This is a genomic window from Bacillus sp. FJAT-22090, assembly GCF_007676755.1.
Taxonomy (GTDB): Bacteria; Bacillota; Bacilli; order Bacillales_A; family Planococcaceae; genus Psychrobacillus.
Genome location: NZ_VEBK01000009.1, coordinates 10,868 through 30,110 on the forward strand (window position 1 = coordinate 10,868; position 19,243 = coordinate 30,110).

A 19,243-nucleotide genomic window follows, 5' to 3' on the forward strand; every position below is an offset into this window, starting at 1 on the left:
GCATAGACACTCTTTCTGCTCGGATGCGGACACCTTTTGCTCGAATGATATTCTTATGCTCGGATAGACACTCTTTATGCTCGGATGCGGACACCTTTTGCTCGAATGATATTCTTATGCTCGGATGCGAACCTTTTATGCTCGGATAGACACTCTTTCTGCTCGGATAGAGACTCTTTCTGCTCGGTTGCGGACACCTTTTGCTCGGATCGCATTCTTATGCTCGGATGCGAACCTCTTATGCTCGGATACGAATCTTTTATGCTCGGTCAGCCCCTCTTTATGCACAGACGCAGACTCCCTTTTATTCAAACATCATCCCCTATTGCTCCACAAAAAAATGTGTCATCTAATTAACTAGATGACACATTTTTTTAGTTCTTCATGCGTGGATCTAAAGCATCTCGTAAACCGTCGCCCATTAGGTTAAACCCTAGAACCGTCAACATAATTGCAAGACCTGGGAACACCATTGCCCACGGTGCATTACGTAACACAACACGGGCATCTGCTAGCATTTTTCCCCATTCTGGTTGTGGGGCTTGTGCGCCTAGCCCAAGAAATCCAAGGGCAGCTGCTTCAATAATTGCAGATGCGATTGCTAAAGTTCCTGCTACAATTACAGGTGCCATGGAGTTCGGTAAAATATGAGAAAATAAAATACGAAAATCCATCATTCCAACCGCTTTGGCAGACGTTATGTATTCCTCTTCTTTGATACTCAATACTTTCGAGCGGATGAGTCGACCAAAGTTAGGAATATTAATCACTGCAATGGCTATTAAAGCATTTTGTAGGGAAGGTCCTAGCACAGAAACAACTGCGATTGCTAATAGAATACTAGGAAATGCAAGCATTATATCAAAAATGCGGGATATAATCATATCTATCCATTTTCCATAGTAGCCAGCAATAATTCCTAAAATACTCCCTACAATAACAGAACCAATTACTGAGAAGAAACCAACCCAAAGCGAAATTCTTGCACCGTGGATAACTCGGGAAAAAATGTCTCTCCCTAAATCATCTGTACCAAACCAAAATTCACTAGATGGTGGAAGCAAGCGGTGGTCTTTTATAGACTGTTCGTTGATTCCTTGTGGTGCAATAAACGGACCAAAAATCGCTAAAAGGATGAAGAAAAGAACAATCCCTGCTCCTACTAGCGCCACTTTATTTTTACGAAAGCTTCGCCATGCATCTCGCCAAGGACCGGTCGACGTATCTGCTTGAACAACTATTTCATTTGTCGAATTCGGAACCATTTGAGTCATATTCGTTTCCCCCTTTTAGTCGTATTTAATCCTTGGATCGATCAAACCATATAAAATATCTACAAATAAATTAATCATGACGAACATAAAAGCAACGACAAGAATTCCTGATTGGATAACTGGATAATCACGGAATTGAATTGCGTCATAAATATATCTTCCAATGCCCGGCCAACTAAATATCGTTTCTGTTAAAATTGCTCCCCCTAATAACAGCCCCATTTGTAGACCTATAACTGTCAATACTGGAATGATTGCATTTTTTAAAGCATGCTTGTATACAACCCAAAACATTTTTTGTCCTTTGGCTCTTGCAGTACGAACGAAATCACTTCGCATGACTTCTAGCATACTTGAACGAGTCATTCTTGCAATAATAGCCATTGGAATAGTAGCAAGTGCAATACCTGGCAATACTAAATGCTTTAACACTTGTCCAAGCTGATCAAATCGTCCATTCAATATCGTATCAATGACATATAAGTTGGTGACGGCTGCAACGGGATTCCTCACTTCTTCTCTCCCCGATGTAGGTAACCACTGAAGTTCAATTCCAAATAACCATTGCTCCATCAAACCTAGCCAGAAGATAGGCATCGATACACCGATTAACGCTACAATCATCGCTAAATAATCAAACCAAGAATTTTGGAACCATGCGGATATAATACCTGCATTCACTCCAATAATTACTGCGATAATAACTGCGAACAAAGCTAACTCAAACGTAGCTGCTAAATATGGCCAAATTTCTTTCGAAACAGGTTGAACTGTTCGCATCGATTCCCCTAAATCTCCTTTTAAAAGGCCAACCAAGTAATCGAAGTATTGAGTATACCATGGATTATTCAGACCTAACTTTTCTTCTAAAGCTTTGATCGCTTCCTCTGAGGCTAATTGTCCCAATATTACTTGAGCTGGATTTCCAGGTATTGCCCGGATAATCATAAATACAATAAATGTCATTCCAAGTAAAACAGGAATTAGTTGTAATAATCGTTTTCCAATATAGTGAAGCACTGCTATCACCTCTCCATCCAATTGAATAAGAAAAGGGAGAAATCACGAAGACCTCTCCCCTTCAAGCATATTACTTAAAGTCGACGTTCGATAACAAATCAGATCCAGTCGGATGTGGTAAGAAGTTTACTATTTCCGCTTTACCCGCAAGTAATGGAGTTGAGTGAGCAAGTGGTACCCAAGGAGCGTCTTCAAAAATAATTTCTTGGGCTTGCTTATACAATTCATTACGTTTGTCTTCATCAACTTCTGTTTGTGCTTCAATTAGGATCTTGTGTAAGTCTTTGTTGTCATAGTAAGTGTAGTTATTGCTTCCGATATTGTCTCCATCAAGTAATACGTAGATGAAGTTATCTGCATCTCCATTATCACCAGTCCAACCTAATAGGAACGCATCCGCTTCACCTTTACTAGCTTTTTCTAAATAAGTTGCCCATTCATAAGATACGATTTTCGCTTTTACACCAACATCTTCTAAGTTCTTTTGAATAGCTTCCGCAACTTTTTTCCCATCTGGCATATATGGTCTTGGTACAGGCATTGCCCATAATTCCATTTCAAAGCCATCTGCGAATCCAGCCTCTGCTAATAATTCTTTCGCTTTTTCTGGGTTGTATTCGTATCCTGTAATATCATCATTAAATCCACTGATTGAAGATGGAAGTGGATTTTTCGCTATTTCTGCACGACCTTCGAAGAATGCTTCCACAATTGCTTCTTTATCAATAGCATAATTTATTGCTTGGCGAACTTTCGCATTGTCAAAAGGTGGACGTGTTGTTGTTAAGCCTAGGTAACCAACATTCATAGAAGGACGTTCAAATAGTTGTAAAGATGATTCTCCCTCTACTGTTGTTCCATCGGATGGATTTATTCCATCTGCTAGATCAATTGCACCATTTAGTAAATCATTTAAACGAGCTGAATTGTCTGGAATAGAACGGAATATAACTTTATCTAATTTAGGAAGAGCTTCATCCCAATAACCGTCAAACTTTTCAATTGTAATAGAATCATTACGTTTCCATTCAACGAATTTAAATGGACCAGTTCCAACTGGATTGTCGCCGAATTTGTCACCGTCTTTTTCAAATGCAGTTGGGCTTGCAATTGCAAACGGACTCATCGCGATATTTTTTAAGAAAGGTGCTTGTGCTCTTGTAAGTTTGAATACTACAGTATAATCTCCATCAGCTGTAACTGAATCGATTACACGACCTTCTTCTCCCTTGAATCCACCAAACATCGATTTATAGTATGGGAATTTTTCTTCTGAACCATTTGCCCAACGTTCAAAGTTTTTCACTACAGCTTCTGCATTGAAGTCAGTGCCATCGTGGAATTTAACTCCTTCACGAAGTGTAAATGTATATGTTAGGCCATCTTCTGATGGTTCCCATTTTGTTGCTAAACCTTCATGAATTGTTGTATCCTGTTCTCCAAAGTTTAATAATGTTTCATAGATATTTTTTGTAACTTTAAATGATTCTCCTTCAGTCACAGTAGAAGGGTCTAATGAAGTAGAATCTCCCCCGCGTCCAAAAACAAGCACTTTATCTCCTGCTGATTCAGAACCATTATCCTTTGTACCTTCATTCTCTTTTTCTGTGCTGTCATCTGATGAGTTACATGCAGCTAGTACGAAACTTAGTGCGAGTAACATCAGCAACAAAAATGACCATATTTTCTTTTTTCCCACTTTAACCCCTCCGTAAATATATTATCAATGCTGCACTAGCTCATTATATAAATGGCAGGCAACAAAATGACCAGGTTTCACTTCTTCTAATTTAGGTACCACAGATGTACAAGCTTCCATTTTAAATGGACATCTTGTATGAAACGTGCAGCCTGTTGGCGGATTTGAAGGGCTCGGAATGTCCCCTTCTAATATAATCTGTTCCCTTTGATGTTCTGGATCAGGAACAGGAACTGCTGAAAGTAATGCTTTCGTATATGGATGAAGAGGCTCTTCATATAAAGATTCACTTGTAGCAAGTTCAGCCATTCTACCTAAATACATAACGCCAACACGGTCACTTATATGGCGCACCACCCCTAAATCATGCGCAATAAATATATATGTTAGCTTTAACTCTTTTTGTAAATCTTGCATCAGATTCAGAACTTGTGCCTGAATTGATACGTCTAGTGCTGAGACGGGTTCATCTGCAATAATTAGCTTTGGATTGGTCATCAATGCTCTAGCAATTCCAATGCGCTGTCTTTGTCCCCCACTAAATTGATGGGGATATCTTTTAGCGTGATAACTACTTAGTCCTACAATTTCTAAAAAATCATACACTTTTTTCTTTCGACTTTTCTTGTTTCCGATATTATGAACGATTAAAGGCTCCATTAAGATTTTTTCAACGGTATGCCTTGGATTGAGTGATGCATATGGGTCTTGAAACACCATCTGAATTTCTCTTCTCGCTTTTCTCATTTCGCTATTTGATATTTCTGTTAGGTCTTTTCCCTCGAATGTTACTTTACCTTCTGTCGGTTCAAGTAATCGCATAAGCATTCGACCAGTAGTAGATTTTCCACATCCAGATTCCCCTACGATTCCTAGTGTTTCTCCTTCATTGACATAAAAGGAGACATCATCAACCGCTTTCACATAACCGGATTGTTTTGCTAACACCCCAGAACGGATTGGGAAGTATTTCTTTAACCCCTCAACTTGTAGCAGCGGTTTTGTCATCGACTCCTACCTCCTTCTCATCGTATAAGAAACATCTTGTTTTTTGGATTTCAGAGGTTTCATATAACGGAGGATTTTCTTTCGTGCATCTTCCAAAAACAAATTCGCAGCGTGCAGCGAACCTACAGCCAGTTGGAATGGTTCCAGGCTTTGGTACATTTCCTGGGATAGAATATAAACGTTGCTTTTTATAACGCATATCAGGTACAGAAGCAATTAGTCCTTTTGTGTAAGGATGTTGTGGATTAGTGAAAATCGTTTCAACTGTTCCTTCTTCTACTACTTTTCCTGCGTACATGACAACAACACGCTCACATGTTTCAGCTACTACTCCAAGATCATGAGTGATTAAAATAACAGCAGTATTAAGCCTTTCATTCAATTCCCGCATGAGTTTTAGTATTTGAGCTTGAATCGTTACATCAAGTGCGGTCGTCGGTTCATCCGCTATTAATACTTGGGGATCACATACTAGTGCCATTGCGATCATCACACGCTGTCTCATCCCACCAGAAAGTTGATGGGGATAATCTTTCATCAATTCCTCTGCTCGAGGCAAACCAACCAGCTTCAACATTTCTATCGCTCTTGCTTTTGCTTGTTTTTTACTCCAATCCTTTTTATGAAGAGTAATTGCTTCTAATAATTGATTTCCAATTGTAAAAAGAGGATTTAGGGATGTCATTGGTTCTTGGAAAATCATCGCAACATCATTTCCTCGAACCTTCCGCATTTCTTTCTCGGAGAACTTTGTCAAATCTTTCCCCTTAAATAAGATTTCACCGTCCGTAATTTTTCCAGGTGGACTTGGTACTAACCCCATTATGGAGAGAGACGTTACACTTTTCCCACAGCCTGATTCTCCAACAATGCCAAGTATTTCCCCTTCTTTTACATGAAAATCTACGTAATCTACGGATGGTATGACACCGTCATCTGTGAAAAAGGAAGTTTGAAGATTTTTAACTTCTAAAATGATTTCACGTTCTGTCATAACGCCCCTCCTCGTTTCAAGATAATTTATAATTTTCTATCATTTGATAAGCTATATTAATATTTTACACATATTAACTTTATATGCAACACTTTTTTGTAACTATCCTCACCCCCTTATTCCAAATACGTGAGTATTTTTATGCATATCACTCACTATCCATTCATTTATTATTTATACTAAAAAAGCGCCCTATAAGTTAGAAAGTAACTTATAAGGCGCCTCTTTTTAAATTAATTATCCAATTGTTGTATTTGAAATAAATTATAATATACATTTTTATGACTCATCAAGTCTGCATGATTTCCATTTTCGACTAGTTGACCATCTTCAATAACGAATATATTATCTGCATGTGTAATGGTGGAAAGACGGTGTGCGACTATAATTGTAGTCCGATTGGATGCCAAGCGCTCTAAAGAATCTTGAATTAAAGCCTCACTCTCTAAATCTAATGCTGAGGTAGCTTCATCTAGAACTAAAATTTTAGGATTCTTTAAAAATACACGTGCGATTGCTACTCGTTGCTTTTGTCCTCCAGAAAGCTTAACTCCCCGTTCTCCAACTTTCGTTTCATATCCTTCCGGCAATTCCATTATGAAATCATGGGCATTGGCTGCTTTTGCTGCCTCAATGACTTCCTCATCTGTAGCGTCCGGTTTTCCCATTAATATATTGGATTTTACTGAATCACTAAATAAAATATTATCTTGTAGCACAATTCCAATTTGATTTCTAAGTGATTCTACTGTGACGTCTCGTATGTCATTCCCATCAATCTTAACACTGCCACTAGTCACATCATAAAATCGAGGAATTAAACTAATGATCGTCGATTTACCACCGCCGCTCATTCCTACAAATGCGACTGTTTCTCCAGCCTTCACTTGAAAGTTTACATCGTTCAAAATGGTACTTCCATCTGTTTCATACTTAAAAGATACATTAGAGAATGTTACTTCTCCCTGCGTATTTTTTAAAGTAGTAGCGCCTTTTTTATCGACAATGTCATACTCTTCATCCATCAATTCAAAAACTCGATCCATCGAAGCAAAGGATTGCGTTAAAGTTGTTGAAGAATTGACTAAGCGTCGAAGAGGGCCATATAAACGTTCGATGTATGCAACAAAGGCAGCCATCGTTCCGACTGAAAGCCTACCGTTAATGGCTTCATAGCCGGCATAGGCTATAACAAGTAAAGGCGCAATATCAGTAATCGTATTGACAACTGCAAATGCTTTAGCATTCCAAATAGTTTGGTCAACTGCTTTATCTAAAAACTCACCATTTGCTTTATTAAATAATTTTTGCTCATGCTTCTCAAGGGTGAACGTTTTAATAATACTCATCCCTTGCACACGTTCATGTAAATAGCTTTGAACACCAGCCAATGCCTGTGAACGTTTTCTCGTTAAATCGCGTAATCTTCCAAAAAAGTATTTGACGCTAAAGGCATAAAAAGGGAAAGCAAGTAATGTAACTAACGTTAACTTTACATTCATCGTTAGCATAATTCCTATTGCAATCAGAATTGTCGTTAGGTCTAACCAAACGTTCATTAACCCAATCATAACAAAATTCTTTGTTTGCTCCACATCGTTGATAACTCTAGAAATAACTTCTCCAGCACGCGTATTTGAATAGTATTTTAAGCCAAGTTTTTGGAGGTGGCTATAAAGCTGTTTTCGAATATCGTACAGTATTTTATTGCTCACTAGCTGGGCCAAATATTGTCTGTAATACTCAATTGGTGGTCGAACTATTAAAAAGACAAGTGATGTTCCTCCAAGCCAATAGACTAGTTGTTGTATTTTTTGTTCATTTGTTAATCCCTCGCCTTGAATAATATTATCAATGACGATTTTGATAAGTATTGGTATAAATAAAGGAATCGCAAATTTGATAATACCAATAACAATCGTTAAAAATATTTGAAAGTTATACGGTTTAACAAATTGCATATACCGTTTCATTGATCCCATTTAACAACTTCCCTTCTAAAATTGAAAAACCTGTTGCTTGTATTCAACAGGTTTTTTCGTCTACTCATTTAGCTGTTTATAAAAATGATAACGACTTGTCCATGCTTCGATAAAATCCGGAGCAAATGGACCCCTTCTTTGCTTTATCCACGAAATAAGTTTTTCAATATTTCTATCTAAAATACCATCCATTTCTGTTGGATACTGCATTTCTTTTTTATGCTGGTCATACTCATCTTCATCTAAAATTGTATAGGTCATGTCTGGAAAAACCTTCACATCTAGATCATAATCAATGTACTTCAATCGTCCATTATTATAAACAAATGGTGAACTCATATTGATGTAATAGTATACACCATCTTCTCGTAGCATACAAATAATGTTAAACCAATGTTCTGCATGAAAGTAGCAAATAGAAGGTTCTCTTGTAACCCAAGTCCGGCCGTCCGCCTCAATTACAAGCGTTCGCTCATTTGCTCCTATCACAATATTTTTGGTGCCTTTTAAAACCATCGTTTCCTGCCAGACACGGTGGATACTGCCATTATGCTTGTAGCTGTGGATTTGAATTATTTCTCCTTCTGTTGGAATCGCCATCATTTAGCCACCTTTTAATTCGCCCAATGTAGAATTAAGTTAAATTTTTATACTTGTTTTATTATTATAACAATCCATGCTCAAAAACTATAGTAAAAAAATCAGCGAAGGCAAAATGCCTTCGCTGATTTTTGGTGAATCCATGTTATTTTGTTTGGTTAAAAGAACCATTAGCTCTTGAACCGCTAGCTTGTTGTTTTTTCATTTCAGCTTGACGGTTCTGTTCTCTTACTTCTGCAACATCAGTTTCAGAAGCAAACTCAGCTTGTTGAGACTTTTGGGATTTACCTAACTGAGATTGACGATTTTGTTCTCTAACTTCTTGAACGTTTGTTTCAGATGCAAACTCTGCATTTTGTCCTTTACCGACATTCTTTTTCATGGATTTCACCTCCGTACACATATATCATGTGCACGAAACGAATATCTATTCATTTTTTTTTACATTTTTATCGATCTTCCACCATCCACAATAATTGTCTGCCCTCTAATCATATTTGCATCATCAGATAGTAAAAACATTGCTGTTTTTACCATATCTTCTATTTCAACCATTCTGCCCGCAGGTGTATTTCTACGTGCATCTTCTAATAATTCCTCACGATTAGGGAAATGCTTTAGGGCATCCGTGTCCAAAGCTCCTCCCGAAACAGTGTTTACTGCAATCCCTTTTTCAGCAAGCTCTACTGCTAAATAACGTGTAAGCGATTCAATTGCCGCTTTAGAAACACCAACAGTTGTATAGTTTTCTAAATAACGTATAGAACCAAGTGAACTTATCCCTAAAATTTTCCCACCAGAAGGCATTAGCTTCGCCGCTTCTTGTGCACCAAACAGCATTCCTTTTGCGTTAATATTCATTGTCCAATCCCAATGTGATTCTTCTAATTCCATAATCGGACGCAACACTCCAGATGCAGCATTACTCACAAAAACGTCTAATCGGCCAAACTCTTCTTTAATCGTTTGAAACATGACGCGAAGTTTTTCAACATCCCCTACATTTGCTCGAATAAGAAGAGCTTTTCTTCCTAATGCCTCTATTTCTTGAACTGTTTCAAGTGCTGCTGTTTTACTTCTCGCATAATTTACAACGATATCATAGCCGTTTTTTGCAAGCTCTATTGCAAGTGCTTTTCCTAATCCTCTGCTGCTACCTGTTACTAATGCTACTTTGTTTGTCATAATATACTCTTCCTCTCTTTCCATGCGTTCCATATTTTCAAGACCGGAACAGGCATTGGTTGTTCTTCTATTTCTTCTTTCGTAAACCATTTGCAGGAAGAAGAAAGTTCTTTTTCAACACGTAGCTTTCCTTCAAAGCTTTCTAGCTCCCAAACTAAATGAGAAAAAACGTGTTTGAACTGGATCAATTCTTCTCCTTTCACAATTTTCACACCATAATCATGTTCCATTACTTCCTCAACTGTATGTGCCGCGGTTGGAAGCTCAATCATTGGAAATTGCCACATATTTGCAAGTAGACCTTTTGCAGGACGTTTTTCTAATAAGATTTTACCAGTGTTATCCTCTATTACAAGGGACTTCACTTTATGTACTTTTGTTTTCTTATTAATTGTCTTAATTGGCAATTGCTCTTGCATTCCTTCAAAAAAAGCAGTGCAGTATTCTCTGACTGGACATAACAAACATTTAGGCTTAGTAGGTGTACAAATTACTGCACCGAGCTCCATTAAACCTTGGTTGAATGCCGAAGGATTGTTTACATCAATTAGCTCCATTACTGCTTCTTCGAATGTTTTTTTTGTTTTAGGCTTAGCAATATCCTCTTTTATTAGTAATAAACGAGAAAGCACTCGCATGACATTGCCATCTACCGCATGCTCTGGAACGCCATATGCAATACTTAAAACGGCGCCAGCAGTATAAGGTCCGACTCCTCTTAAAGTAGAAATTTCTTTGCGAGTTGTAGGAACAATACTGTCGTAAGATTCAACAACCTCTTTCACTCCTGCTTGTAAATTTCGCGCACGTGAATAATAGCCTAAACCTTCCCATTCTTTTAACAGTTCTTCTTCTTTGGCATTTGCAAGTGATTCAAGGGAAGGATATTTTGCGATAAATCTTTCATAATAAGGTATAACCGTTTCTACTTTTGTTTGTTGTAGCATTACTTCAGACACCCAAATTTTATAAGGGTCTTTCGTCTTTCTCCAAGGTAAATCACGTTTTTCTTCTATAAACCAAGATACTAAGGCATCTCTTACTTGTTTTTTATATAATTCGTTCAATGTTAAGTCCTTCCTTACGATTATTGTCATGGAAAATAGGGTATATCAATGGTAAGTACTTTGTTATTTTGTCGATTTATTTTATGATGAAAGTAACTTGGATCCAAAAAGGAGCTGGTATCGAATGGATACAGGTACACATATTGTAATGGGAATTGCTCTTGGTGGATTAGCTTTAGCTGATCCGGTAGTTGCAAGTAGCTCCCTTACGACAACTGCGGTTATTGCTGGAACAATTATAGGCTCTCAGGCACCTGATATAGATACAGTTTTAAAATTACGGAATAATGCTGTTTATATAAGACATCATCGCGGTATAACGCATTCTATCCCCGCCGTTCTATTATGGCCGTTGCTTATTTCAGGTGTGTTGTGGCTAATAATACCAGACGCAAACTTGTTGCATTTATGGTTATGGACATTTTTAGCTGTTTTTCTACATGTGTTTGTTGATATTTTTAATTCTTATGGAACGCAAGCACTGCGGCCATTTTCGAGGAAGTGGGTTGCCCTTGGTGTCATCAATACATTTGATCCAATTATTTTCGGTATCCACATAGTTGGTTTACTATTCTGGATGTTTGGGGCCAATCCAGTTTCCACGTTTCTTATTATGTACATTGTCATACTCGTCTATTACATTTTACGATTTGCAGTGCAAAGTGCAGTAAAAAATTCAGTAAAGCATACCATACCCGATGCCGATGAAATTATAGTGGCTCCGACCATGAAGTTTTTCCAATGGCGTATTGCTGCTATTTCTGCAACCCACCATTATGTTGGACGAGCTTATGGTAGATCCATCTCTATATACGACAAATTTGAGCGAATTCCTTTACCAGAAACCGATCTTGTAAAAGCCGCATTGCAGGACAAAAACCTAAGCGCTTTTACTTCGTTTTCTCCAATTTTCAGATGGGAAATTACAAAATTCGACCATTTATATGAAGTACGATTAATCGATTTACGCTATAGAAGTAATGACTATTATCCTTTTGTAGCTGTTGCCCATTTGAATGAAGAGTTAGAAATTGTGAACTCCTATACTGGTTGGATCTTCAGCGAGGACAAACTTCGCAAAAAGCTTGACTTCATGCCAAATTAAAATGCGGAAAACGCTAGGATTTTACAATTCCTAGCGTTTTTATTAATGTAAGAATTCGTCCGTTTCCAATAAATGCTTATATTTTTCATTAGAGCTTGCAAACTCATGAAGCTGTTCCCCGTACCCATCAATCCATTTTTTTATAACCATTTCAGTTACTGCTGCTCCTTTATACTCATAGCCTGCTCTTGCATAGGAGGATTCAAAGTCCGACCATAGCAATTCAATCCACGCACGAGCTTTTGCCGCAGACAGCTGATCATTTTTATCGAGTAATTGTTTAGTTAACTCATCAATTTTTGTCTGCATCTTATTTTCCTTCCTTTAGAGGCTCTAATAATGAAATAGGTAAAGCCTCTTCAAATCTATCTCCACCTAATCGATATCCCCAAGCAAATCTACCTTTTAAATATTCTACTTGAAAAAACATACCTGGGTCTCCAATAATTCGATACATCTCCCCTGGTTTAATCGAGGAGGGATCTGTTAAAAAGCTTTGTGCCATTGTTGCTTTTCTTTCATATACTGCATACTCATTTACAATTCCTAGTTGCTCTGCTTTTCGAGCTTTTTCTTTTAAATTGGCTATTTCTGTTCTAAGTTCATGCTCTGTCATCTCGCTATATTTTTTCTCACTCATCTTGTTGTTCCAGCTCCTTCTTCTCTATATACAAGTCAATATGCTCAGCAGGAAATCCTTTGTGATATAACGCTTGTTTGACACGTCTTCTCAAATCATAATTACTATACTTCGAAGCATATTTCCTCCAAATTTTGTCGCCTTGTGCAGCGATAATTTCGACCCATTCCTCTTGCTTTTTTTCGAGTTCAAATGAATCGATTGCTTGAGAAATGATTGTAAAGTTATATCCTTTTCTTTGCAAGGCATCTTGAACTTTTTGCTTTATCTGTCTAGGCGTTTTCGATTCGTTTTGGTTAATTATTTTTTCTGTCAGTGTACGTGCGATTGAAAGTTGTTCCTCTTCTGAATACGAAGCTAACACTTCTTCTTGCAAATCTTTCTCAATTCCTTTTTTCTTTAGTTCTTGTCGGATTGCTCCCGGACCTTTTTTACTGTTTTTCTTTTGCGTTGCCACTAATGCTTTCGTAAAGTTTTCGTCATTTAAAAACCCATGCTCGTACAGTTTTCGTATTGCTTCTAAAATGACGGCTTCTCCAAATTCATTTTGCAACAGTTTCTGTTTCACTTCATGCTCGCTGCGCATACGGTAACTTAAAAAGTGTATCGCTTTATTATAAGCCTTTCTTACTTCATCATCAAAAACGATTTCATCGATTGTAAAACCTTCAATTACTTTTCCTTTTGACAGCTGATATTTTATCAACACTGCCTCGTCCACACTAAAGGCATACTTTTCATCTAGATATAAGTTATACCGTTCATTATTATTTTTTTGACGACCTATTCTTGTAATAACGGGCATAAATAACTCTCTCCATTCATCTTTCTACTATTATAACTTATATGTTGGTAGGTTCTAAATGATTGAACTGCTATTATAGTAAGAAAAGAAAATCACTTATAGGAGGAGATTACTATGAGAGTTGCCATCACTGGTGGTACAGGTTTTGTGGGAAGCGAATTAATAAAACTTCTTAAGGAAAGAGGAGACGAGGTATTTATATTATCACGTAATACTCATGGGTACACGGAAGGTATAACTTATATAAAATGGCTAACGGAGGGTGCCACCCCCGAAAAAGAACTTGAGGGTATAGATGCTATCGTAAATCTTGCGGGTGAATCTATTAATAACGGCAGATGGACGAATGAGCAAAAAAAGAAAATCTACGACAGTCGAATGCAAGCTACAGATGAAGTACTTCGTATTTTAAAAACACTACAGCAAAAACCGACTGCTCTCATAAATGCGAGTGCGATTGGTATTTATCCTGCCTCAACTAAAAATGTATATACAGAGAAATCGGGCGAATTAGGAACAGATTTTTTAGCAAAAACAGTATACGACTGGGAACAAAAAGCGAAATTGGCAGAGCATTATGGAGTAAGAGTAGCCTTCGGGAGATTTGGAATTATTCTAGGAAAAAATGAAGGTGCCCTTCCCCTTATAGCTCTACCATACAAAATGTTTGTCGGAGGACCTATTGGCTCTGGGCAAAATTGGATGTCATGGATTCATATAAGAGATGTCGCTAGTGCATTGCTTTTTTCAATTGAGCATACTATAGATGGTGCTTTTAATGTAGTCGCTCCAGACGCTAAAAAGATGAATGATTTTGGAAAGACGTTAGCAACGGTTTTAAAACGTCCTCATTACTTCCCTGTTCCAGCATTAGCACTCAAAATAGCCCTCGGAGAAAAAAGTCAGCTCGTACTAGAAGGACAGCATGTAAAACCGAAATCCTTAATAGAAAATGGGTTTGTATTTGAATTTCCTGATTTGCCAAAAGCGTTAGCCGACATTTATTCGTGAATAAATAAATCACACTAGCGCAATCTACTTAAAAAAGGAGGTTGCGTTTTAAATGTGGAAATATCATCTCTTCGGCATCGTCCTAGCGACTTTTGTCATCAGTATGGGATTCTTTTACCAGCCATTCTCCGCACAAGCGAAAGAAATTCATTGGGGATTTAAAAAGACAACAAATGAAATCCCGCCTGAAGCTGGAGCTGAATTGGATACAATGCTCGAAAAACACGGTGCAATTTATAAAGGAGATCCTAATGAAAAAATTATTTATTTCACTTTCGACAATGGGTATGAAAATGGCTATACGGAGAGTATTTTGGATACCCTCAAAAAGGAAAATATAAAAGCAACATTCTTCTTAACAGGTCATTATTTGGAAAGTGCCACACCTCTTGTAAAAAGAATGATTGCAGAGGGCCATCAGATCGGAAACCATTCTTATGGACATCCAAACTTAGCAAGACTTTCAAAAGAAGGTGTACAACAGGAATTACAAAAGTTTGACCAAAAACTAAGTGAACTAACATCCGTAAAAAGAACAACTGTCACTCGTCCACCAGAAGGATCTTTTAACGAACAAGTGCTAGAAGCCGCAAATGAAATTGGATACCAGCATATTTTTTGGTCTGTAGCTTTTATTGATTGGCACCGTGATCAAAAAAAAGGAGGACAATACGCTTACGATCAATTGATTTCTCAAATACATCCTGGGGCAATTATTTTAATGCATACAGTTTCTCCAGATAATGCAGAGGGCCTACCGATGTTTATAAAAGAAGCGAGAAAAAGGGGTTACACATTTGGAACACTAGATGAGTTGAACATGAATAATCAGGATATTCCGCTTTCTTTTCTTCCTCAATAAACTCCTATATAATAGAGGAAAGATTTAGCCAATCGGTCTTCTATTTGCAATCAATCCCCACTGTATTTTTTAGTGGGGATTTTACTTCAAGCAGGGGCTGGGAAAAGGACGTGTAGGAATGAAAGAACAAGCAATTATACAAGTGGGACAAGAATTCCCCCTAACGATAAAGAGACTCGGGATAAACGGTGAAGGTGTCGGCTTCTTTAAACGAAATGTTATTTTCGTAAAAGGTGCGCTTCCTGGGGAAGTAATCACTGCACAAGTGACAGAAGCCAAACCTAAATATGCGGAAGCGCAGATTAAGAAAATCCGTCAAGCCTCTCCTGACCGGGTAACACCCCCATGTCTTATTTATGAAGCATGCGGTGGCTGCCAGCTTCAGCATATGACATACGAAAGACAGCTTATCGAGAAAAGAGATTTAGTAATACAAGCCCTTGAACGTTATGTGAAAGAATTAGCTGATGATATCGAAGTAAAACAAACAATTGGTATGGAAGACCCTTGGAATTATCGCAATAAAAGCCAGTTCCAAGTAAGACAACTTGGTAACAAAGTAATTGCTGGTTTATATGCTGCAAGCTCCAACAAGCTAATCGATATAAATAAATGTATTGTGCAGCATCCAATCACGACACATATTACAAACGAAATTAAAGGCTATCTACAACAGCTGAATATTCCTATTTATGATGATAAAAATCCACAGGGTATTGTACGTACAATAGTCGTGAGAACAGGAATGAAAACTGGGCAGATTCAAGTAACACTAGTTACAACGAAAAAGAAAATGCCACATAAGGAAGAACTTGTTCAGCTTATACGTGCGATCGATTCTAATATTGTGTCCATAAGCCAAAACATTAATGCAGAAAAAACATCGCTTGTTTTTGGAGAAACAACGTTCAATTTATTTGGGAAAGAAACGATTCATGAAAAACTTGGGGAATTAGCTTTTGATTTATCTGCTCGCGCATTCTTCCAATTGAATCCACAACAAACCGAGCATTTATATAACGAAATTGAAAAAGCTGCTGCACTTACAGGTAAAGAAACTGTTGTAGACGCCTATTGTGGCGTTGGAACAATTGGCCTTTGGCTCGCAAAAAATGCAAAAGAAGTCAGAGGAATGGATATCATCGAGGAATCTGTACAGGATGCGAAGAAAAATGCAAAACGTAATGGCTTTAGTAACACAAAGTATGTCCATGGGACAGCTAAACAATGGCTCGGAAAATGGAAAAATGAAGGGTTTGTTCCGGATGTATTAACAGTGGACCCGCCACGAGCAGGTCTTGACGATGAATTACTCAAAACCATTTTAGAAATCAAACCAAAGCGTTTCGTCTACACTTCTTGTAACCCGTCTACTCTTGCAAAAGATTTACAGCAATTAACAAAGGTTTATACCATATCATACATCCAACCAGTGGATATGTTCCCGCAAACTTCACATGTTGAGGCAGTAACCTTGTTAGAATTGAAAAAATAACGTTGGGCTCGAAAATCAATCACTGATTTTCGGGCTTAATTATTAATTTTTATTTATAAACGTTTATGATAAAATATATAAAAGTCAAAAGATTCAATATTTACAATAAAGAATGGTGGAATAAAATTGGGAACAGGAAATAATAAAAAAATAATAATTGAAGCAACAGTACATGCGCCTGTAGAACAAGTCTGGAAATATTGGACAGAGCCAGACCATATAAAAAAATGGAACAGTGCTTCTGATGAGTGGCACACTCCAATTTCAGAAAACGATTTAAGAGCTGGTGGTACATTTCTTTCCAGAATGGAAGCGAAAGATGGAAGCTTCGGATTTGATTTTGGCGGGGTGTATGATGAAGTAAGAGAAAATGAGTTCATCTCTTATACATTAGGTGACGGAAGGAAAGTTGAAATTACTTTTATAGCCGTAGAAAACAATACGAAGATTCAAGAAGTATTTGATGCCGAAACGACGAATTCACTGGAACAACAAAGAGAAGGCTGGCAGGCCATTTTAGATAATTTCAAGAAATATACGGAGCAATAACATAAAGGGTAGTCAGGACTTCACCGTCTTGACTACCCTTTTGTATGCATTGAAAACACATCTGTAGATAAAGAAGAGATCTTTCCCCAAGACCTAAATAAAATAATAGAAGTTTTATTATGAAAAAAAGGGTAAAGACTAAGCAGAAAGCATTTTAAGGAGGAGATTATTTGAAAGCTGTTACATTTCAAGGAGCAAAGGATATTCAGGTAAAAGATGTACCAGATGCAAAACTAGAAAAAAAAGATGATATAGTTGTTAAAATCACAACAACGGCAATTTGCGGATCAGACCTTCATATTTATAGAGGTTCTATACCTACTAGTAAAGATTTTGTTATTGGTCATGAGCCGATGGGTATCGTTGAAGAAGTTGGACCTGATGTGACAAAAGTGAAAAAAGGTGATCGCGTAGTTATCCCATTTAATGTATCTTGTGGGGAGTGTTTTTATTGTCAAAATGATTTGGAGAGCCAATGTGATAATTCCAATGATAATCCTAAAGTGGATTCAGGAGGATATCTTGGATATACAGAACGGTACGGTAATTATCCTGGAGGACAAGCAGAGTTTTTACGAGTACCGTATGGGAACTTCATGCCTTTTGTTATTCCAGAATCATGTGAATTAGAAGATGAATCATTATTGTTCATATCAGATGTTCTTCCTACTGCCTATTGGAGTATAGAAAATTCAGGTATGAAGTCCGGTGATACTGTCGCGGTACTTGGATCAGGCCCTATTGGATTAATGGTACAAAAATTTGCATGGATGAAAGGTGCAAAACGAGTAATCGCTGTAGACCATCTTCCTTATCGCCTGAAGCACGCAGTGAACATGAATAAAGTAGAAGCATATAATTTTGAGGATTTCGATGATATGGGAAGTCATATTAAAGAAATTACAAATGGTGGAGTTGATGTTGTCATCGACTGTGTAGGAATGGATGGTAAATTGAATGTCATGGAAAAAGTAGAACAAAAACTAAAGCTTCAAGGTGGAACATTGAGTGCCATCGATATCGGCTTAAACGCAGTTAGAAAGTTTGGTACAATTCAATTGACCGGTGTCTATGGCGCACTATATAACATGTTTCCTCTTGGGAATATTTTTGAACGAAATGTCACATTGAAAATGGGACAAGCACCCGTCATCCACTACATGCCAATGTTATATGACATGATTGCAAAGGGCGAGTTTGATCCTAGGGAAATTATTACTCATAGTGTACCTCTAGATAAAGCAAGTGATGCCTATAAAATTTTCCATGATCATGAGGAAGAAAGTATTAAGTTTGTCTTAAAACCTTAACAAGAACAACGTTGGATACCAGATTCTTATTAAGTTTCTGAACTAAGCTGAATCTGGTATTCAATGTTTCATTCGTTGTTAGTTGCTTTGAAGCCTTTACTAAACAATCCAATCATTAGCGTTAGTCCCACTACTATCGCTGGAATTCCATGCGTATTTATTTTCATCAACCAAAAAGGAAAAGGCACTGAATAATTATTAGGGTCTTTTGCTATGTTTTGTATGACTGTAATAGCAATCGGAGAATAAATAGAAATAATCAAAAATGGCAGCGTCACACAAATAATCAAAGACCAGTTCCATTTAACTGACCATTCTTTGATAAAAAGTAAAGAAAGATAGCTTCCGACTATAAGACTAGCAATAAATTGAAACCAAATAATAGGAAGCATATTGAATGTCGTTGCAACATGATTTTTCACCTTTAGCTCCAGATTAAAACAAATAATCAATAAAGCAATTAACCCAATCGTCCATAATAGTTTCCACACATACCTAGACCAGTTTTTACGCATTATAATTCCTCCTTTTCCTGTTATCTCCTAATACTTATCATATACATAAGTGGATACATTTGCACCTCTTTTGACTAAGTTTTCAGAATAATAAAAAACACTACTTATCGACTTTTTCATAA

At 37.3% G+C, this 19,243-nt stretch carries 21 protein-coding genes; 6 read left to right on the forward strand and 15 right to left on the reverse strand.

What is annotated here, in order from left to right:
- Positions 1 to 135: 135 nt before the first annotated feature.
- The 11 genes from FS486_RS20175 to mutY all read right to left on the reverse strand — a co-directional run bounded on the left by FS486_RS20175 (position 136) and on the right by mutY (position 10,829).
- Complete coding sequence (locus FS486_RS20175) at positions 136 to 312, reverse strand: hypothetical protein (RefSeq protein WP_186321437.1); 177 nt, start codon at positions 310 to 312, stop codon at positions 136 to 138.
- Positions 313 to 374: 62 nt separating this feature from the next.
- On the reverse strand, positions 375 to 1,265 hold the full coding sequence (locus FS486_RS12075) for an ABC transporter permease (protein ID WP_144511938.1): 891 nt from the start codon (positions 1,263 to 1,265) through the stop codon (positions 375 to 377).
- A 24-nt stretch (positions 1,266 to 1,289) separates the two neighbouring features.
- Positions 1,290 to 2,294, reverse strand: coding sequence for an ABC transporter permease (locus FS486_RS12080; RefSeq protein WP_144511764.1), 1,005 nt, complete (start codon positions 2,292 to 2,294; stop codon positions 1,290 to 1,292).
- A 70-nt stretch (positions 2,295 to 2,364) separates the two neighbouring features.
- Positions 2,365 to 3,993 carry an ABC transporter substrate-binding protein gene (locus FS486_RS12085; protein WP_144511766.1) on the reverse strand — a complete coding sequence of 543 codons (1,629 nt, stop codon included), beginning with the start codon at positions 3,991 to 3,993 and terminating at the stop codon, positions 2,365 to 2,367.
- Between the two features lie 24 nt (positions 3,994 to 4,017).
- Positions 4,018 to 5,001 carry an ABC transporter ATP-binding protein gene (locus FS486_RS12090; protein ID WP_144511768.1) on the reverse strand — a complete coding sequence of 328 codons (984 nt, stop codon included), beginning with the start codon at positions 4,999 to 5,001 and terminating at the stop codon, positions 4,018 to 4,020.
- On the reverse strand, positions 4,976 to 5,995 hold the full coding sequence (locus tag FS486_RS12095; RefSeq protein WP_144511770.1) for an ABC transporter ATP-binding protein: 1,020 nt from the start codon (positions 5,993 to 5,995) through the stop codon (positions 4,976 to 4,978). The genes FS486_RS12090 and FS486_RS12095 overlap by 26 nt, the downstream gene beginning before the upstream one ends.
- 233 nt (positions 5,996 to 6,228) lie before the next feature.
- The gene (locus FS486_RS12100; protein WP_144511772.1) at positions 6,229 to 7,977 is read right to left on the reverse strand and encodes an ABC transporter ATP-binding protein; all 1,749 of its coding nucleotides are present in this window, start codon (positions 7,975 to 7,977) and stop codon (positions 6,229 to 6,231) included.
- 60 nt (positions 7,978 to 8,037) lie between these two features.
- Positions 8,038 to 8,577: a nucleoside tri-diphosphate phosphatase gene (gene ntdP / locus FS486_RS12105; RefSeq protein WP_144511774.1), complete on the reverse strand. Its 540-nt coding sequence runs from the start codon at positions 8,575 to 8,577 to the stop codon at positions 8,038 to 8,040.
- Between the two features lie 145 nt (positions 8,578 to 8,722).
- Positions 8,723 to 8,959, reverse strand: a complete 237-nt coding sequence (locus FS486_RS12110) for a gamma-type small acid-soluble spore protein (RefSeq protein ID WP_260858099.1) — start codon at positions 8,957 to 8,959, stop codon at positions 8,723 to 8,725.
- A gap of 59 nt (positions 8,960 to 9,018) precedes the next feature.
- Positions 9,019 to 9,765, reverse strand: coding sequence for an enoyl-[acyl-carrier-protein] reductase FabL (gene fabL, locus FS486_RS12115; RefSeq protein ID WP_144511939.1), 747 nt, complete (start codon positions 9,763 to 9,765; stop codon positions 9,019 to 9,021).
- Positions 9,759 to 10,829, reverse strand: a complete 1,071-nt coding sequence (gene mutY / locus FS486_RS12120) for an A/G-specific adenine glycosylase (protein ID WP_144511778.1) — start codon at positions 10,827 to 10,829, stop codon at positions 9,759 to 9,761. Before mutY ends, fabL begins: the two co-directional genes overlap by 7 nt.
- 124 nt (positions 10,830 to 10,953) lie before the next feature.
- On the opposite strand from mutY, the gene FS486_RS12125 reads away from it, so the two are divergent.
- Entirely contained in the window at positions 10,954 to 11,934 is a 981-nt protein-coding gene (locus FS486_RS12125; RefSeq protein ID WP_144511781.1) for a metal-dependent hydrolase, read from the forward strand.
- 42 nt (positions 11,935 to 11,976) lie between these two features.
- Here the strand turns inward: FS486_RS12125 and FS486_RS12130 are convergent, their stop codons facing one another.
- The 3 genes from FS486_RS12130 to recX are packed head-to-tail and all read right to left on the reverse strand — an operon-like array spanning position 11,977 to position 13,379.
- Positions 11,977 to 12,243: a YfhJ family protein gene (locus FS486_RS12130; RefSeq protein ID WP_144511783.1), complete on the reverse strand. Its 267-nt coding sequence runs from the start codon at positions 12,241 to 12,243 to the stop codon at positions 11,977 to 11,979.
- 1 nt (position 12,244) lies between these two features.
- Positions 12,245 to 12,574 (reverse strand): YfhH family protein, encoded by a 330-nt coding sequence (locus FS486_RS12135; protein WP_144511785.1) that lies wholly within the window; start codon positions 12,572 to 12,574, stop codon positions 12,245 to 12,247.
- Complete coding sequence (gene recX, locus FS486_RS12140) at positions 12,567 to 13,379, reverse strand: recombination regulator RecX (protein WP_144511787.1); 813 nt, start codon at positions 13,377 to 13,379, stop codon at positions 12,567 to 12,569. The genes FS486_RS12135 and recX overlap by 8 nt, the downstream gene beginning before the upstream one ends.
- A gap of 114 nt (positions 13,380 to 13,493) precedes the next feature.
- Here recX and FS486_RS12145 point away from each other — a divergent pair, with 114 nt between their 5' ends.
- The 5 genes from FS486_RS12145 to FS486_RS12165 all read left to right on the forward strand — a co-directional run bounded on the left by FS486_RS12145 (position 13,494) and on the right by FS486_RS12165 (position 18,606).
- Complete coding sequence (locus FS486_RS12145) at positions 13,494 to 14,390, forward strand: TIGR01777 family oxidoreductase (RefSeq protein WP_144511789.1); 897 nt, start codon at positions 13,494 to 13,496, stop codon at positions 14,388 to 14,390.
- Between the two features lie 52 nt (positions 14,391 to 14,442).
- Positions 14,443 to 15,252, forward strand: coding sequence for a polysaccharide deacetylase family protein (locus FS486_RS12150; protein WP_144511791.1), 810 nt, complete (start codon positions 14,443 to 14,445; stop codon positions 15,250 to 15,252).
- Positions 15,253 to 15,370: 118 nt separating this feature from the next.
- Entirely contained in the window at positions 15,371 to 16,747 is a 1,377-nt protein-coding gene (gene rlmD / locus FS486_RS12155) for a 23S rRNA (uracil(1939)-C(5))-methyltransferase RlmD (protein WP_144511793.1), read from the forward strand.
- 126 nt (positions 16,748 to 16,873) lie between these two features.
- A complete protein-coding gene (locus tag FS486_RS12160) occupies positions 16,874 to 17,296 on the forward strand; it encodes an SRPBCC family protein (protein WP_144511795.1) in 423 nt (140 codons plus the stop codon).
- A gap of 170 nt (positions 17,297 to 17,466) precedes the next feature.
- Positions 17,467 to 18,606 (forward strand): zinc-dependent alcohol dehydrogenase, encoded by a 1,140-nt coding sequence (locus FS486_RS12165; protein ID WP_144511796.1) that lies wholly within the window; start codon positions 17,467 to 17,469, stop codon positions 18,604 to 18,606.
- A gap of 68 nt (positions 18,607 to 18,674) precedes the next feature.
- On the opposite strand, the gene FS486_RS12170 is transcribed toward FS486_RS12165, so the two are convergent.
- Positions 18,675 to 19,121 carry a hypothetical protein gene (locus FS486_RS12170; RefSeq protein ID WP_144511798.1) on the reverse strand — a complete coding sequence of 149 codons (447 nt, stop codon included), beginning with the start codon at positions 19,119 to 19,121 and terminating at the stop codon, positions 18,675 to 18,677.
- Between the last annotated feature and the right edge of the window lie 122 nt (positions 19,122 to 19,243).

Coding starts and splice junctions, on each gene's coding strand:
- FS486_RS12075 (WP_144511938.1), bottom strand. CDS start 1,265: ATGGTTCCGAATTCGACAAATGAAATAGTTGTTCAAGCAGATACGTCG.
- FS486_RS12090 (WP_144511768.1), bottom strand. CDS start 5,001: ATGACAAAACCGCTGCTACAAGTTGAGGGGTTAAAGAAATACTTCCCA.
- FS486_RS12095 (WP_144511770.1), bottom strand. CDS start 5,995: ATGACAGAACGTGAAATCATTTTAGAAGTTAAAAATCTTCAAACTTCC.
- FS486_RS12100 (WP_144511772.1), bottom strand. CDS start 7,977: ATGGGATCAATGAAACGGTATATGCAATTTGTTAAACCGTATAACTTT.
- ntdP (WP_144511774.1), bottom strand. CDS start 8,577: ATGGCGATTCCAACAGAAGGAGAAATAATTCAAATCCACAGCTACAAG.
- FS486_RS12110 (WP_260858099.1), bottom strand. CDS start 8,959: ATGAAAAAGAATGTCGGTAAAGGACAAAATGCAGAGTTTGCATCTGAA.
- FS486_RS12125 (WP_144511781.1), top strand. CDS start 10,954: ATGGATACAGGTACACATATTGTAATGGGAATTGCTCTTGGTGGATTA.
- FS486_RS12130 (WP_144511783.1), bottom strand. CDS start 12,243: ATGCAGACAAAAATTGATGAGTTAACTAAACAATTACTCGATAAAAAT.
- FS486_RS12135 (WP_144511785.1), bottom strand. CDS start 12,574: ATGAGTGAGAAAAAATATAGCGAGATGACAGAGCATGAACTTAGAACA.
- recX (WP_144511787.1), bottom strand. CDS start 13,379: ATGCCCGTTATTACAAGAATAGGTCGTCAAAAAAATAATAATGAACGG.
- FS486_RS12145 (WP_144511789.1), top strand. CDS start 13,494: ATGAGAGTTGCCATCACTGGTGGTACAGGTTTTGTGGGAAGCGAATTA.
- FS486_RS12150 (WP_144511791.1), top strand. CDS start 14,443: ATGTGGAAATATCATCTCTTCGGCATCGTCCTAGCGACTTTTGTCATC.
- rlmD (WP_144511793.1), top strand. CDS start 15,371: ATGAAAGAACAAGCAATTATACAAGTGGGACAAGAATTCCCCCTAACG.
- FS486_RS12170 (WP_144511798.1), bottom strand. CDS start 19,121: ATGCGTAAAAACTGGTCTAGGTATGTGTGGAAACTATTATGGACGATT.